A 13,907-nucleotide genomic window follows, 5' to 3' on the forward strand; every position below is an offset into this window, starting at 1 on the left:
AACGTTGGGGATGCCTCCATGCCTAAGCAAACAATCGTTAATCATTTAGCAAGAATTCGGTCTAAACAGCCTTGGATGGTCATGAGTGCGGCCGATGAATTTTGTTTAGCAGGGTCCGATCACCCCACTATTTCTCACTATTATGGTTTTGAGGCAGGGCATTCGGCAGAGCCTATTTTCGCTATACCGGACGGATGTGTTGATATCTTATTTGACTGCGATACAACTTCGCCTAAAGCGGAAGTATATGGAACTCCAATGGAGGCCATGCAAATAGAGTTGATTCCTAAACATCGATATTTCGGTGTTCGATTTGCATCAGGGATCATGCCTGATTGGCTTGACGTTTCTGCCAAGGATTTAATAGAGCAACATGTCAGTTTTTTGAGTGTTGCAACCGAGGCAGAACAAGTGTTTGAGGCAATAGTCAGAGAGCCCGATTTTTTATCACAAGTGGCTTCATTTAAGGACTATTTTAACGGTAAAAAAGCACGGCATTTTTCACCGCTAACCATCGCCGCCTTACAATACATATTTGACCACAATGGAAACGTGCGAATTGATGAATTAGAAGTGATAACAGGCTACACAACACGAACCATTCAGCGTCAATTCTTATCGGATTTAGGTTTTTCACCCAAAGTGTTTTGCCGAATTGTACGCTGCCAATCCGCCGTTTACGCCATCAACCATAAAGAAATCACCTTCTCAGATATGGCTTGTGATTTAGGTTTTACCGACCAGTCTCATTTTCTAAAAGAATTCAAAAAACTGGTAAGCGCTACCCCGCTCGCTTATCAAGATCGAGTAAAACAGCATACATATTTAGACAAAATCCACTATTGCTAACTCAATTTAGTTGATCATTAATAGCGCACAGGCCTTAAATTTGCGCTAAAAAGCGGCAAAAAACAGACAATTTTTAACTAAAAGCATTACAGATCAGCCATTGCTATACGGCTGCCTAGCCTGCTGGTTTCTATATCAATGCGCAAAGGCATTTGCTCTTTAAGCTCGGCGACATGGGAAATAATTCCGATCATCCGGCCGCCTTGCTGTAAATCCATTAGGGTTTGAATCGCTAAATCTAACGATTCCGGATCTAAGCTACCAAAACCTTCATCAATAAAGAGCACATCTAATCGAATGCCTCCTGCATAAGCCTGCACGACCTCCGATAAACCTAATGCCAACGCCAAAGCAGCCATAAACCCTTCGCCACCCGATAGGGTTTCAACGGCGCGTACTCGTCCTGAATAGGTGTCTTCTACTTCTAAATCAAGACCAGAAGCAACATTACCTGCTGAGCGCTCTTCTTTGCGAAGCAGGTTGTACCGCCCTTTACTCATTAACAATAAACGATGGCTGGCTTCGAGTAATACATCATCCAACAGCACACTGAGTACAAATCGCTGCAAGCTAACTCGGCTGGATGTTTGCCCATTGGCAACCTGACTCAATGTCCCAACTACCGCATACGCTTTATCAAGCTCTTGCGCTTTTAAAGCAATGGCATCTAATCGTTCTTGGGTTTTGAGTAAGTCAGATACCTGATGATCTGCAGCAACCCAATGCTTGTTAGCTTCGGTTTTGGCATGCTGATAACTGTTAAGATCATCCGATAACCGATTGATATCTGGACGTTCTTGAGATCCAATTTGTTCTTTTAATTGATCAATAGCGGCGTTGTTCGCAGTAACCGCATTATCGTATTGAAGCAAACGCTCCTGAAGGGAGCTAGCCGAATCAATAGCTTGATAGGCTTCTTTAAAAACTTCTTCATTATCAAATGAGCTCGCCTTTAGTGCTTGAGTAAACTCATCGCGAGCCTGTAGCGCTTGGGTTTCAACAACGGGCAGCTCTTCTGAAATCGCCTGCTCCACTGCACTTTGACTTTGCAATGAGGTGTAAGCGGCTTGTATGGCGTTTGTAATATCTTCAATAGCTTTGTTGTCATTCGCTAAAGCGGTTCTACTGTTTACGAGTGCCTGCTCAACCACAGAAGAATCCCGGTATTCCTCAGGTAAATCAGCGGACAGCTTGCCAGCATTGGCTGCCGCCACCTCTTTGGCAGCTCGAAAACGACTGACCTCTTGCTCAAGCAACTCCAATTCAGCACGCAGAGCACTAATTTGCTGATTCAGCTTATCAATCTGTTCACCGGCTGCACGTCGCTCTATATCAGCCTGTTGGCCTGCTTGGTGTTGTTTTTCGGCTTCACTTAATTTCGATTCAATATCTTTGAGGCTGAGCACCGCATTATCTTTTAACTTTTTTTCACATTCAGACAAGTCGTTAATACATTTATCTAACTCTTTATTTATAAAACGATAGTTGGATCTTTCCTGTGTGAGGTTCTGATCTTTTAAAGAGAGCTGCAAACGGGCTTCTTTTATTTGCTCCTGCGTCGGAACCTCAATAGTAGAAGGCTGAGGAGATGGATGATCTTGACTGCCACATACCGGGCAAGGCTCCCCTGGTGTGAGTGATTTAGAAAGTATGGCTGCTTGTCCTAAGTGCCAATCTCGTTCTAATCGAGTTGCTGTACTTTCGCATTCATCAAACTCGGCCTTAAAACGTAACCCAGCGGATCTAGATTCGTCTAATCGAGCTTTGCAGTCGTTCCGCTGCTTTTCGAGTATATCCCTCTTCTGAGCCAACTCTACAGCGGCTGTTAACTCAAAAACCCGCTGCTGGGCTGCTGACAATCCCTCTGTTAACTGACTTTGTTGCTTTTGGTATGCCACCCATTGATCAAGACTTTCAACGCTACTGGTTAACGAAGCTCGTTTTTGTTCACGCTGGGTAGACGCTTCCGCAAATTGCAGGGAGGATTCCTGATAAAGGCTTTGCGCACTCTGAAAATCATTGACCAATCCTGAATAACGCTCTAGCTTCTGGATTTGCTCCTGCGTTAAACGCACCCGATCCTGCAAAGCTGGTATGTCAGCTTGTCGTGTTTGAGCACGCTGGTACTCAATCGTCGCCTGCTCTGTATGAGTTTTAGCTTTTGCCAGACGCTCTCGAATAGCCGCTAACGATGCTTGCGCTGATACTTGATGCTGATAAACCGCGGCAATACTTTTCGCCCGCTCTATAGCATTGAGCTTAATTTTATCTTGTTCGATAAGGCTGGATTGCTCATTAAGTGCTTCTCTTTTAGTTATCAGCGTATCCAGTTGAGCATAAGTAGCTGCTAATTGTTCTGCTCTAGTGAGTACCTTTTCAGCTGATGAAAAAGCTGCTTGGGCATAAAGGTTAGCCAGATGCATTTGGTGACGGTGCGAATCTGCAGAGTCTAATGCAACGCCTAGCGCGGTCGTATGCTCAAGATCATGCTGCCTTAACAAGGCTTGTCGCGAATCGTTAATCGATTCTAGCTCACGATTCAACTCTAAAGCTTGGCGCTTTAGCGCCTCTTCAAGCTTTGCATAAATACCCGTTTGGAAAAGCTGGCTAAAGATTTTTTCGCGCTCGGCTGACCCCGCCGTTAATAACTTTCTAAACTGGCCTTGAGGCAAAACCATCACCTGCCGGAATTGATCAACACTCAAACCCAGTAACTGCTGCATGGCATGGTTGGCTTGCGTAACCTTGCTGCTAACTAATAATTTTTGAGGCTCACCTTGTTCATCTAACTGCCACAGTTGTGCCTCCGACGATTGTTGAGTAAAGCCTTCGCCACGAGCTTTGGGTCGGGGCTGATCTGGGACACGCCGAATCCGGTAACTGGCATTTCCTATATGAAAACTAAAAACAACTTCTGTCAGTGTATCAGCCGCTGCTAAGTCACATCGCATTTGATCACCACCACGCTCATCACCCGTGGTTTTGCCATAAAGCGCGAAGCACATAGCATCTAAGATTGTTGTTTTACCTGCCCCGGTTGGGCCGTTAATCAAAAATAGAGGGTTCTTCCCTAAGCTTTTGAAATTAATCACTTCATTTTTAGGAAACGGACCAAACGCAGTAAAGCTTAGCTGTATAGGTGTCATAGTATAAGTGGTACTTATTCCAGTAAAGATTGGAGCGTTTTATGCAAACAGGTCTGCTGCTCTTTGGTCATCGGCTGACCCATCACTTGCGAAAAAAAGTCACTAAACATTCGCTCTTCGCTTTGTTGCTTACGCTGTTTATTGAGCGCGCGAGTGTCGTTACTTTTCATTAGTCCTGGCCGCTCAACATGAAGCACATTGGGATAAACGTCCCGCAGTTTACTCATTACATCCATAATCGCATGGGTGTCTGTTAATGCGACATACAAATAATCGTCACGAGCGCTATCATTAACACCGGATTCCAGCACCTGCTGTAACTCACCTTCTAAACGTCGCATGTCTCGCTTGGGTATTAATGGGATTTGCTCAAACGAAAAAGACGATGGTGTTAGCTCTACCACCGTAAATGATTTGATTTGCTTTGTTTCTGAGAAGGAATATTTAAGGGGTGACCCTGAATAGCGTATGTGCTCGCTGCCTTTATACTGACGCCCGTGTAAATGGCCTAGCGCCGTGTAAGAAAAAGGCATAAAGTGCTGATAACTTACACAATCAGCGCCGCCCAATGATAATGGCCGCTCCGAGTCAGAAGGCTCCCCTCCATCTATAAAGCAATGAGCTATGACAACGGTTGCCAAGGAAGGATCAGCAATATCGGTGATCCTCTGTGTTAAATATGCCATGGCCTCATCATGTGTATTTACCTCCACGCCAAAAGCATGGCGGACACTAACAGGGTCGGCAAATGGGATACCATAAAAAGCGACCTCATCATTGACCACTATTGGCTCACAGAATTTAGACAGATCACTTAATATATGCACACCTTGCGATGCCATGACTCCAGCCGCAAACCCTAATCGTTCGGCCCCATCATGATTGCCGGAGGTGATAATAACGATAATCCCGGCTTGATGTAGCTGACTTATAACCTCACTCATCACACTGACTGCATTAGCGGGCGGGACAGAACGATCGTAAATATCCCCGGCGATGATCACAACATCAACGCCCGAGCTAACGGCATAATCAATTATTTGCTGTAATACATGACGCTGATCATCGAGCAAGGAAACATTGTGAAACTGTCTCCCGAGATGCCAATCAGATGTGTGAAGTATTTTCATAGATAAGCAAGATAACTCTTTGTTTTATTTGATACCGCATGTGCTTACAAAGAGTTGTTTAAATAAATCAAACTCTTGCAAGTCCAAGGTGCCTGGCGGTTTGATAAACTCATCTAACAAGGCATCGAAGCATGCTTGATAAGGGTTAGCAGCCGTCGGTTTGAGGCCCGTAATAAACGATAGGCTTTTAAGGGCTTCTCTGCTATCAATGAGGTTGTATGTTTTGGTAACGGTACCGATGCAGTGAGACTCGTTATTATCCAACTGGTCTTTGGGTTTGAGACTCAGGCTAGCAATATCATCACTGGCTTGGCCTGCTTTGCCTAAAGGTAATTCGGGAGCAGCCAACTTCATTAACGTTGCCGAATTAACGTTGAGATCGACTTCTAAAATAGCTTCAGAAATTAAGCGAGCCCCTTGGATGCTTCCATTACATCGCGTGCCGGCTTCATCAATGCTTGTGATGTATTCCCTATATAACGGAGAAAACCCAGGTAACCTGGCCATGACGAGTACACGCGCATGTATTGCTTTTTCGGGTTGCTTATCATGGTACAAAACAAGTTCAAGGGCCTCGTCCAGTGTACCAATTGGCTCATACACCACATAGCCTGCCGTTAGTGCCGACTCGCCTTCCCGGGCTGGGCGTTTTGCATACAAACCACCATCAGGTGTGTGTTTAACCGGTATATCTTTAAACTCTTCAGCACAAGCCGCCATGTCGTAAGCTCCACCGTCATCTTCGTGTGCCATCAAAGGCTCAAAGCACAAAGGATGAAATAAAGGCACTGACTCGGCTCCCTCATAAGAAGCGGCCATAGTGGCTACTGGAAATGAGAGCAAACTAACTAGTAAAAAAGGAACGCAACGCATCAACTATGCCTTCAGATATAAATTTTTGATAATCATAACAAAATCAAACCGATCTGGGTCGAGCTAATATTCTATATGCTATACAGCTGTGTTAATTTTGTAGCCCAACTTATCAATTTTTAAGGCTAACATGTCTTCCATTGACACTCACACCTCTCCTGCCAGCCAATCTATTTTAATTACCGGTTGCTCGTCGGGAATAGGCAAGCATGTTGCACTTGCGTTGCATGAAAAAGGCTATGCGGTTTATGCGACCGCCCGCAATAGCGAAGATGTGATGGCCTTGCGCTCCTACGGCTTACAAGCTTGTGAGCTGGATTTAGACTCATCTGAGTCTATTCAGCAGGCGGTTACTTGGGTGCTTGAACAAACTAATGGGCACCTCTACGCTTTGTTTAATAATGGCGCATACGGTCAACCTGGGGCCGTTGAGGATTTATCTCGGGATGTACTCCGCCAGCAATTTGAAACCAATGTATTCGGCTGGCATGAGTTAACCAATCTTGTGATACCTATCATGCGCAAGCAAGGTTATGGCCGCATCATACACAATAGCTCTGTATTAGGCTTAGTAGCGATGCAGTACCGTGGGGCCTATAACGCCAGTAAGTTTGCACTTGAGGGACTCACTGATACTCTTCGTCAAGAACTAGACGGCTCTGGCATCTATATATCCTTGATTGAACCTGGTCCAATTACTAGTCAGTTTCGCGTTAATGCATTCGCAAAATTTAAAACGAATATTAAAACTCAGGGCAGCCCCCACCAAACCATTTACGAGCAAGTAGAAAAGCGATTGGCGAGTGCCAGCGACAAAGATGCGCCTTTTACACTAGGCCCAGAGGCTGTTTTACAGAAAGTAGAACATATTTTAATCAGCAAGCGACCTAAAATACGATACTATGTTACTTTCCCTACTTATTTGTTCGGCTACTTAAAACGCCTATTACCGGCACGCTGGCTCGACTTACTGCTTTTAGCTATCTCTCGTCGTGAGAATCGCTAAACGGCATAAAATAAGCCCATCCAAATCTTCATAAAAAATTCACATCAATGTTATAGTGTTTTTGACAAAATCTGCTTGTTTCCAATCACAGACGGTTCAAGGATAATTATGAAAATCAAAAAGAGCGATGTAGCCATGGCAGTTCAATGGATAGAGGTTCAAATCGCTCGCGAGGACAGCTTTCCGTTTGATCAAACTAATGAAAAGGCCGCCAAGAAAAACTTAAAAGCTTTAAAAGATTGGCGCAAGTGCACTTCATCCGTGCAGGACATAAGAGAATGGGCCGATGAATGGTTAACTGCAGACAACAAAAAACGGTTTCAAGAAGCTATCGTAGCCGCGCGCTCATACAAGGCAGATAGCCCAATTAATCTAACCAAAGATGCTTTGAAATGTTTAGAGCAAGCGGCTGAGGCAGCGGAGCTGTCTCCTTCTGAGCTGATTATTGCGCATTTTTCTCTGCCAGCACTGGATTCTGGTTCAACAGAGAGTGGTGAGTAAATAGTGTAAACCCTAATCGTCAGCTTCATCATCAAGCTGACGATTTATTGCAGTACGAACTTTCCCACATACCGCCTGATGCAATTACGGCCTGCATCTTTTGCCTCATAAAGCAGTTGATCGCTACGCTTAAACAAGTCGTTTATAGATTGATCCTCATCACTGAGTTCTGTGACACCTAAACTAATCGTGTATTGCAGCGAATGCCCATCAACCAAAACGCAATTGCTTTGGTTGGCACGTAATATTCTTTCGGCTAACGCCATGGCTTCCGATTCCAAGGTATTGGGCAATAAAATAACAAACTCTTCCCCACCATAACGAGCCATCTGATCACTCCCTCGGAGCAAGCCACTGGTTACGTTAGCTAACGATTTGAGCACTTCATCACCGGCAAGATGACCAAATTTGTCATTAATTTCTTTAAAAAAGTCAATATCTATCATTACTAACGAAAAAGGTTGTTTATAACGACGAGCTCTTTCAAATTCATGAGAAAAGTTCCGCTGAAAAGCATAGCGGTTATCCAAACCCGTTAACGCATCACGCTCGGCTTGAATCTTCAGCGTCGCTTCCGCCTCTCGCCGGCGTGCTATTTCTTTCCTTAATCGGCGTGTTAGCGAGTATAAATATGCACTTATAATCAAACTAATAATAAGTGGTAAAACTAGGAGCTTTACCCACTTAATATAGCCGGATAAAGGATGGTTTGCGGGAGGGATATAAAGGAGCGATTCGATATCATATTCGCGAATTAGGCCTAGGGATTGATAGGTTTTCGCAATTTTTTCCCATCGAAGTGGATTCATGTAACCCACTTCAATGACATCAGGGTTAATTAACTTCTTAATTTCAGCAGACTCATAGATTAAAAACTCAAGGTCATAATTCTCGTTACGAGTACGATATTCTTTATGGATAAGCGATACAATTTCTGCTGGATGTTCAAGAGCGTACTTCCACCCTTGTAGGCTAGCATCGCGAAATGATTTAACAATGTCTGGCTGCTGCTCGATCATTTTAACACTGGTGAAAATGAGGTCTCCGTAAAAGTCGATCCCATAATCTTCAGGGCTAATAATCAACGGAGTGCGCCCTTCTTTCTCAACAAAAAATGGACCATCTGTCACATAGGCGGGCATTAGTTCTGTTGTGCCATTGAGTAAATCCTCTATCTTCCACGTAGGAAAACGATTATTCAACCAAGCAGGCTCAACATGAGCGACTTTCAAAGCAGCCATAGCTTCAGCATCATTGCGTCCATCGCTGACCGAAGGCAAATTTAACGTGACCGGTCGATTAAGACCTATCTCCTCTAGACTAGAGAAACCGTAGTCCTTTAGCGTCATGAATACATAGGGAGAGTGTTGCATTACGTTGGCAATCACAGCAACAGGAAGGCCCTGACTATGGTTTATGAGCAAATCAGTTCGCGTTATACCAAATTGAGCTCGATTAAAAACCACCTCAGCTTCAGGTATAATTGCATTCCCTTTAGCGTCGTAGCCCCCATCTTTGATGGTGACATCTAGCCCGGCAGCCTCATAAAAACCTTTGTGTAGCGCGGCGTAATAACCTGCAAATTGAAATTGATGATACCACTGCAGTTGCAATGTGACAGGAGTTAAGTATTTGTCATTATTATCAGACGCTTTTGCTGCCTCAAATACAAATATTCCCCCAAGCGCCATCAGCGCCACGCTGTTCCAAAATGAAACTTTATAGTCTTTAGTTGCCATCCATGAACCATAATCTGAATATAAGCTTAACTAAAGAATAGCAGAAAATTTTGCATTGCATTAAAACTTCAAACCTTTTTAAAAAACCTTTATAGTTTGCAGCTTTAAACGACCGAAATAGTCATAAAATCATGTCAATAATTAATATCCTTACCTCATTGTTTTCTACTAAAGAAAGTAGAGAAAAAACTTACCAAACAGAACAATACAAAGGATATGTCATTACGGCTCAACCGTTATCAGAAAATGGCCAATACAGAATAAACGGAACCGTCACCAAAGATGAGTTATCACATAACTTTATCCGTGCCGACCAATTCCCCAGTGAGGCGCTATGCCAACAAGAAACCTTTCGTAAGGCTAAGTTGCTAATCGACCAACAAGGAGACTCTTTATTTAATTAATTCATTAAATAGAGAAAATCCGCTAATTATTTTAATAACACAGTTTAAGGATGAATGATGAAGACCATGGATAAGGTTTGTTGTCTTGTCGCTGCATTGTCTGTACAGACAGCAGCGGCGGATTACAGCGACATGTTTTTTTTTGGCGATAGCCTCTCCGATTCGGGTACCTACTTACCTTTTTTACTCTCAACCAACCCAAATTATACGGGAGAAGGCAAGTTTACTACTTCGCCTGGAAACGTTTGGGCCGAAAACATCGCAGAACGATATGGGTTTAATGCCTCCCCGGTTAACCAAGGTGGGAATAACTACGCTCAAGGCGGTGCTCGCATACAAGGAGAAGGCTACTCATTTACCACTGCGATGTCTCTAGTTGATCAAGTCGATACCTATTTAGGCAGTGTAAATGGTCAAGCAGACCACAACGCTTTGTACTCTTTATGGGCTGGTGGCAATGATTTTCTATGGATGTTAGAAGGTAATGTGGCAGCGGCCGATGTTCCCGCTTATTTAGGCGGCATGGTCGCCAATAACATGGGAGCCATCACTAGGCTAGAAGGCGCAGGTGCTCAGTATATTTTACTACCAAGCATCCCAGATATAACTAATACACCCACTGCTAGCAGCTTAAGCGCTGAACAAATCGCGCAAATCTCGACGCTCACCAAGTCATATAATCAGCAACTTTTCACCCAAGCCGCAGCATTTGGGGTTACCGTTATCCCGATGGATATTGATCGACTGTTCACTGAGCTGCAAGCTAATCCAACGCAGTATGGATTACTCAATACAACCACGGCGTTGTGCCCCACGGTTGAATCAGCTCTATTTTGCATCGAAGGCGAAACTTATACTGCCGGTGATGAATGGCTGTATGCCTTTGCCGATTTTGCACACCCCACTGTCGCTGGCCATCAATTGATCAGCGATTATGTATACAGCATGCTTAATGGATCGGCCTTGGCCAATGCTGCTAATCAACTAACAATTAATGAAAGTGCTACTGTTCAGCAGAATTTACATACCATGCTGAGGAATACTCACATTGCAGAGAGCGCCGATAACTTATGGATTGATGCCAACATCAGTAGCTCCGACCCTTATGACAAGGTTCCTTTACGGTTTTCAGCCGGTATATTAATCCCAACCAACGAAACGTCCGCTACAGGCTTTGCCATCCATTTGAATGAAGCTAATCTTGAAAACTCCAGCGGCGATGTGGATTACCAAAGCGTGGGGCTCAGCCTTTTTCACCACAGAGAGTATGACCAATTACACATAAACACCTCTATGATGGTAACGGCAGGCAAAACCGACCTAGATCGTCAGGTGGATCTACTGAGTGCGACCCGCACCATGCATAGCGATGCTGATAGTTTATCGTTCAATATCCAAGGCGAATTAAATTATTACACGAGCTATAAAGCATTAGAGCATGGCCCGATATTAGGGGCCCGCTACCAATATGTATCCTTTGATAGCTTAGAGGAGAAAAGCTCAGACGGCACGACATCGACCAGCCTGATGATTGATGACCACACACAGCAAAGCACACTCTTGTATGCTGGTTGGCACTTTGCCGCTATAAACGACATTAATAGCAACTTTTCTCCCTATTTGGACATCACTTGGCATTATCGAACCAATGAAGATGATGATGCGCTAGTGCTGGCACTTGTCGATTATGAAAACAATCAATTTTCTACACCTACCCAAAAAACCGATAAATCTTATGGGCTGATTGAAACAGGCGCCAGTTGGAAGTTAAGCGATAAGGTGGCGCTGCAAGGGCGTTTAAGCTATCGCTCAGGTGATAGCCAACAAGAAAACGTAAGCGCCGGTTTATCTGCTTTAATCAGCTTTTAAACCTTACCGCCCTACCTTGCTCTGATTCAGAAGCCGACCTAGCAGGCTTCTGAATCAGCATTTTTTCAGGTCGTGTTACATAAACGCCATCACTCATAGATTTAAAGACATCTAATCCCAACCATTAAAAACCAAACCTTAGTTTCTTTTTATTGTCTGTTAATAAACAGCAGATCATTTCATTCATAAGGAGCTAACAATGTCATCCACGCGCGTTGAACACGACAGTATGGGCGAACTCAATGTACCATCTGATGCATTATATGCTGCACAAACACAACGAGCCGTTGAAAACTTCCCTATTAGCGGCCAACCAATGCCCGAGCCTTTTATACGAGCGCTAATTTTGGTTAAAGCGGCTGCGGCGGCCGCAAATAAAGAGCTCGATCAAATCACCCCTGTAATAGGCGATGCAATCATTCACGTTGCGCACAACCTATTAGCCAAACCGGATCTAATGCATCATTTCCCAGTGGATATCTACCAAACAGGGTCCGGCACCAGTACAAACATGAATGCCAATGAAGTGATCGCTACTCTTGCCTCGCTTCAAGCTGGTTGTGAAGTGAAACCAAATGATCACGTTAACGCAGGTCAGAGCAGTAATGACGTAATCCCTACAGCCATTCATGTCAGCGCAGCGCTTGAGATATCCAACCATTTACTGCCTGCCCTTGAGCACCTTTCGCAAGTTATAAAAATGAAAGCCAGCCAAGTCGATCACTATGTAAAAACAGGAAGAACTCATTTAATGGACGCCATGCCGATTCGTATGAGTCAAAGCATGAGCGCCTGGGCAACACAAATAGATCAGAATATTGATCAGATCTCCTTCTTAGCATCTGGTTTAACCAAACTAGCTCAAGGAGGGACAGCCGTCGGCACGGGGATAAATGCTCACCCTAAATTCCCTGAGCACTTTACAACGGCTTTATCGAAAGAAACCGGATTAACGTTTAAACCTGCTGACAACTTTTTTGCGGCCATTAGCTCACAAGATACCGCTGTCGCCGTGTCAGGACAGTTAAAAACACTGGCTGTCAGCATCCTTAAAATAGCCAATGATTTACGCTGGATGAATTCAGGGCCGCTCGCAGGACTAGGGGAAATTGAGCTTGAAGCATTGCAACCTGGATCATCAATTATGCCCGGCAAGGTTAACCCTGTCATACCAGAAGCCGCCGCTATGGTTTCAGCGCAAGTAATTGGCAACGACACAACGATAACAATCGCGGGACAGTCTGGTAATTTTGAACTCAACGTAATGCTACCTGTCATTGCCAGTAACTTGCTCGAAAGCATACACTTGCTAGGAAACACCAGCCGCATATTAGCCGATAAAGCTATCGCCACCTTTGTCGTTAACAACGAAAACCTAAAAGAGGCTTTAGCTAAAAACCCTATATTAGTGACCGCATTAAACCCTATCATTGGGTATGAGAAAGCGGCCGAAATAGCGAAAAAAGCTTACAAAGAGCGCCGCCCCATTATAGAAGTGGCACACGAAAATACCGACTTGCCATTACCCAAATTAGAAGAAATATTAGACCCTTTAACATTAACTAAATAGATTTTTTGCATAGCACAATCTTTCACTAAAGCTTTTAACCTTATAAAAAATAGACAGCATAAGCTAAGCTAAAGAGCCTTAGCTTATGCTAAAAATCTAATTTCCACTTACAAAAAAGCAATTATTTAATTTTAAAAAACTCTGCTTATGGCATAAAAACATACTACCTTAGTACCTATCCTATTCCCCTAAGAAAGCTCCTCAACATTTTAGACAATAGTATATATCTTACTGATATACATGGATTTTATCGTTTTAAGCGGCATAAGTGTCTAAGATTTATTCGCTATTAAAAATCCATTTTTAATAACTTTTAACTCATGTAAATTGATTATTTTGCTCATACGACTATTGTAGAAACGACTAAAGCATAAGGGCTTTAAACACCCACTATGACTGGTTTTCACGTTATAGATAACAATTATTGGCTTGTAGTTTATTTACAAAAAGTTAAATCATTGTTTCTCATTAAAATTACCTCTTTGTTGCTATGCACAATTTTCTTTTGACTCTAATCCGGAATACACCGATTATTTAGATCATCCAAGGTAAGGAGCTTATTTACTCCCCGTAAATACGCACTTTGATATTCAATGTAGTGTAAAGGTTTTTGGCTATAACCGTCGCTCTTCATAAACGGTTTAGCCTATACAAGTAGAAATGAAAGCAACTGTTATTAATTGGTTAATACACTAACCAAAATTCCAGTTCCTATTTTGTAACATAGCGAAGGACTAACCATGTCAAATTTCACAAATGATATCGATGCAATCGCAACACTCCGCGCTCAACAAGGCGCCGCGTGGGAAGCCATCAACCC

General features: G+C 43.5%; 10 protein-coding genes. 6 read left to right on the forward strand and 4 right to left on the reverse strand.

Annotation, left to right across the window (positions count from 1 at the left end):
• The first annotated feature begins 18 nt into the window (after positions 1 to 18).
• Positions 19 to 849 (forward strand): AraC family transcriptional regulator, encoded by an 831-nt coding sequence (locus tag OW491_RS08910; RefSeq protein WP_075173477.1) that lies wholly within the window; start codon positions 19 to 21, stop codon positions 847 to 849.
• Between the two features lie 86 nt (positions 850 to 935).
• Here OW491_RS08910 and OW491_RS08915 read toward each other — a convergent pair whose 3' ends face one another.
• From OW491_RS08915 to OW491_RS08925, 3 genes are read right to left on the reverse strand one after another with little or no spacing between them, the layout of a single operon-like run.
• Complete coding sequence (locus tag OW491_RS08915) at positions 936 to 3,995, reverse strand: SMC family ATPase (protein WP_290035642.1); 3,060 nt, start codon at positions 3,993 to 3,995, stop codon at positions 936 to 938.
• A gap of 14 nt (positions 3,996 to 4,009) precedes the next feature.
• Positions 4,010 to 5,125: an exonuclease SbcCD subunit D gene (locus tag OW491_RS08920; RefSeq protein WP_215151681.1), complete on the reverse strand. Its 1,116-nt coding sequence runs from the start codon at positions 5,123 to 5,125 to the stop codon at positions 4,010 to 4,012.
• Positions 5,126 to 5,149: 24 nt separating this feature from the next.
• Positions 5,150 to 5,998 (reverse strand): hypothetical protein, encoded by an 849-nt coding sequence (locus tag OW491_RS08925; protein ID WP_290035644.1) that lies wholly within the window; start codon positions 5,996 to 5,998, stop codon positions 5,150 to 5,152.
• 130 nt (positions 5,999 to 6,128) lie between these two features.
• On the opposite strand from OW491_RS08925, the gene OW491_RS08930 reads away from it, so the two are divergent.
• A complete protein-coding gene (locus OW491_RS08930) occupies positions 6,129 to 7,004 on the forward strand; it encodes an SDR family oxidoreductase (protein ID WP_290035646.1) in 876 nt (291 codons plus the stop codon).
• 108 nt (positions 7,005 to 7,112) lie between these two features.
• Positions 7,113 to 7,505, forward strand: coding sequence for a hypothetical protein (locus OW491_RS08935; RefSeq protein ID WP_075172113.1), 393 nt, complete (start codon positions 7,113 to 7,115; stop codon positions 7,503 to 7,505).
• Between the two features lie 44 nt (positions 7,506 to 7,549).
• On the opposite strand, the gene OW491_RS08940 is transcribed toward OW491_RS08935, so the two are convergent.
• Positions 7,550 to 9,244 carry a GGDEF domain-containing protein gene (locus OW491_RS08940; protein WP_290035647.1) on the reverse strand — a complete coding sequence of 565 codons (1,695 nt, stop codon included), beginning with the start codon at positions 9,242 to 9,244 and terminating at the stop codon, positions 7,550 to 7,552.
• A 131-nt stretch (positions 9,245 to 9,375) separates the two neighbouring features.
• On the opposite strand from OW491_RS08940, the gene OW491_RS08945 reads away from it, so the two are divergent.
• From OW491_RS08945 to OW491_RS08955, 3 genes are all read left to right on the forward strand, one after another.
• Entirely contained in the window at positions 9,376 to 9,648 is a 273-nt protein-coding gene (locus OW491_RS08945; protein WP_290035649.1) for an HlyU family transcriptional regulator, read from the forward strand.
• A 66-nt stretch (positions 9,649 to 9,714) separates the two neighbouring features.
• On the forward strand, positions 9,715 to 11,517 hold the full coding sequence (locus OW491_RS08950; protein WP_290035651.1) for an autotransporter domain-containing protein: 1,803 nt from the start codon (positions 9,715 to 9,717) through the stop codon (positions 11,515 to 11,517).
• A 199-nt stretch (positions 11,518 to 11,716) separates the two neighbouring features.
• Positions 11,717 to 13,087, forward strand: coding sequence for a class II fumarate hydratase (locus OW491_RS08955; RefSeq protein ID WP_290035652.1), 1,371 nt, complete (start codon positions 11,717 to 11,719; stop codon positions 13,085 to 13,087).
• Positions 13,088 to 13,907: the final 820 nt, after the last annotated feature.

The sequence above is a fragment of the Neptunomonas sp. CHC150 genome (assembly GCF_030397555.1).
Classification (GTDB): Bacteria; Pseudomonadota; Gammaproteobacteria; order Pseudomonadales; family Balneatricaceae; genus Neptunomonas; species Neptunomonas phycophila.

Coding starts and splice junctions, on each gene's coding strand:
- OW491_RS08910 (WP_075173477.1), top strand. CDS start 19: ATGCCTAAGCAAACAATCGTTAATCATTTAGCAAGAATTCGGTCTAAA.
- OW491_RS08915 (WP_290035642.1), bottom strand. CDS start 3,995: ATGACACCTATACAGCTAAGCTTTACTGCGTTTGGTCCGTTTCCTAAA.
- OW491_RS08920 (WP_215151681.1), bottom strand. CDS start 5,125: ATGAAAATACTTCACACATCTGATTGGCATCTCGGGAGACAGTTTCAC.
- OW491_RS08925 (WP_290035644.1), bottom strand. CDS start 5,998: ATGCGTTGCGTTCCTTTTTTACTAGTTAGTTTGCTCTCATTTCCAGTA.
- OW491_RS08930 (WP_290035646.1), top strand. CDS start 6,129: ATGTCTTCCATTGACACTCACACCTCTCCTGCCAGCCAATCTATTTTA.
- OW491_RS08935 (WP_075172113.1), top strand. CDS start 7,113: ATGAAAATCAAAAAGAGCGATGTAGCCATGGCAGTTCAATGGATAGAG.
- OW491_RS08940 (WP_290035647.1), bottom strand. CDS start 9,244: ATGGCAACTAAAGACTATAAAGTTTCATTTTGGAACAGCGTGGCGCTG.
- OW491_RS08945 (WP_290035649.1), top strand. CDS start 9,376: ATGTCAATAATTAATATCCTTACCTCATTGTTTTCTACTAAAGAAAGT.
- OW491_RS08950 (WP_290035651.1), top strand. CDS start 9,715: ATGGATAAGGTTTGTTGTCTTGTCGCTGCATTGTCTGTACAGACAGCA.
- OW491_RS08955 (WP_290035652.1), top strand. CDS start 11,717: ATGTCATCCACGCGCGTTGAACACGACAGTATGGGCGAACTCAATGTA.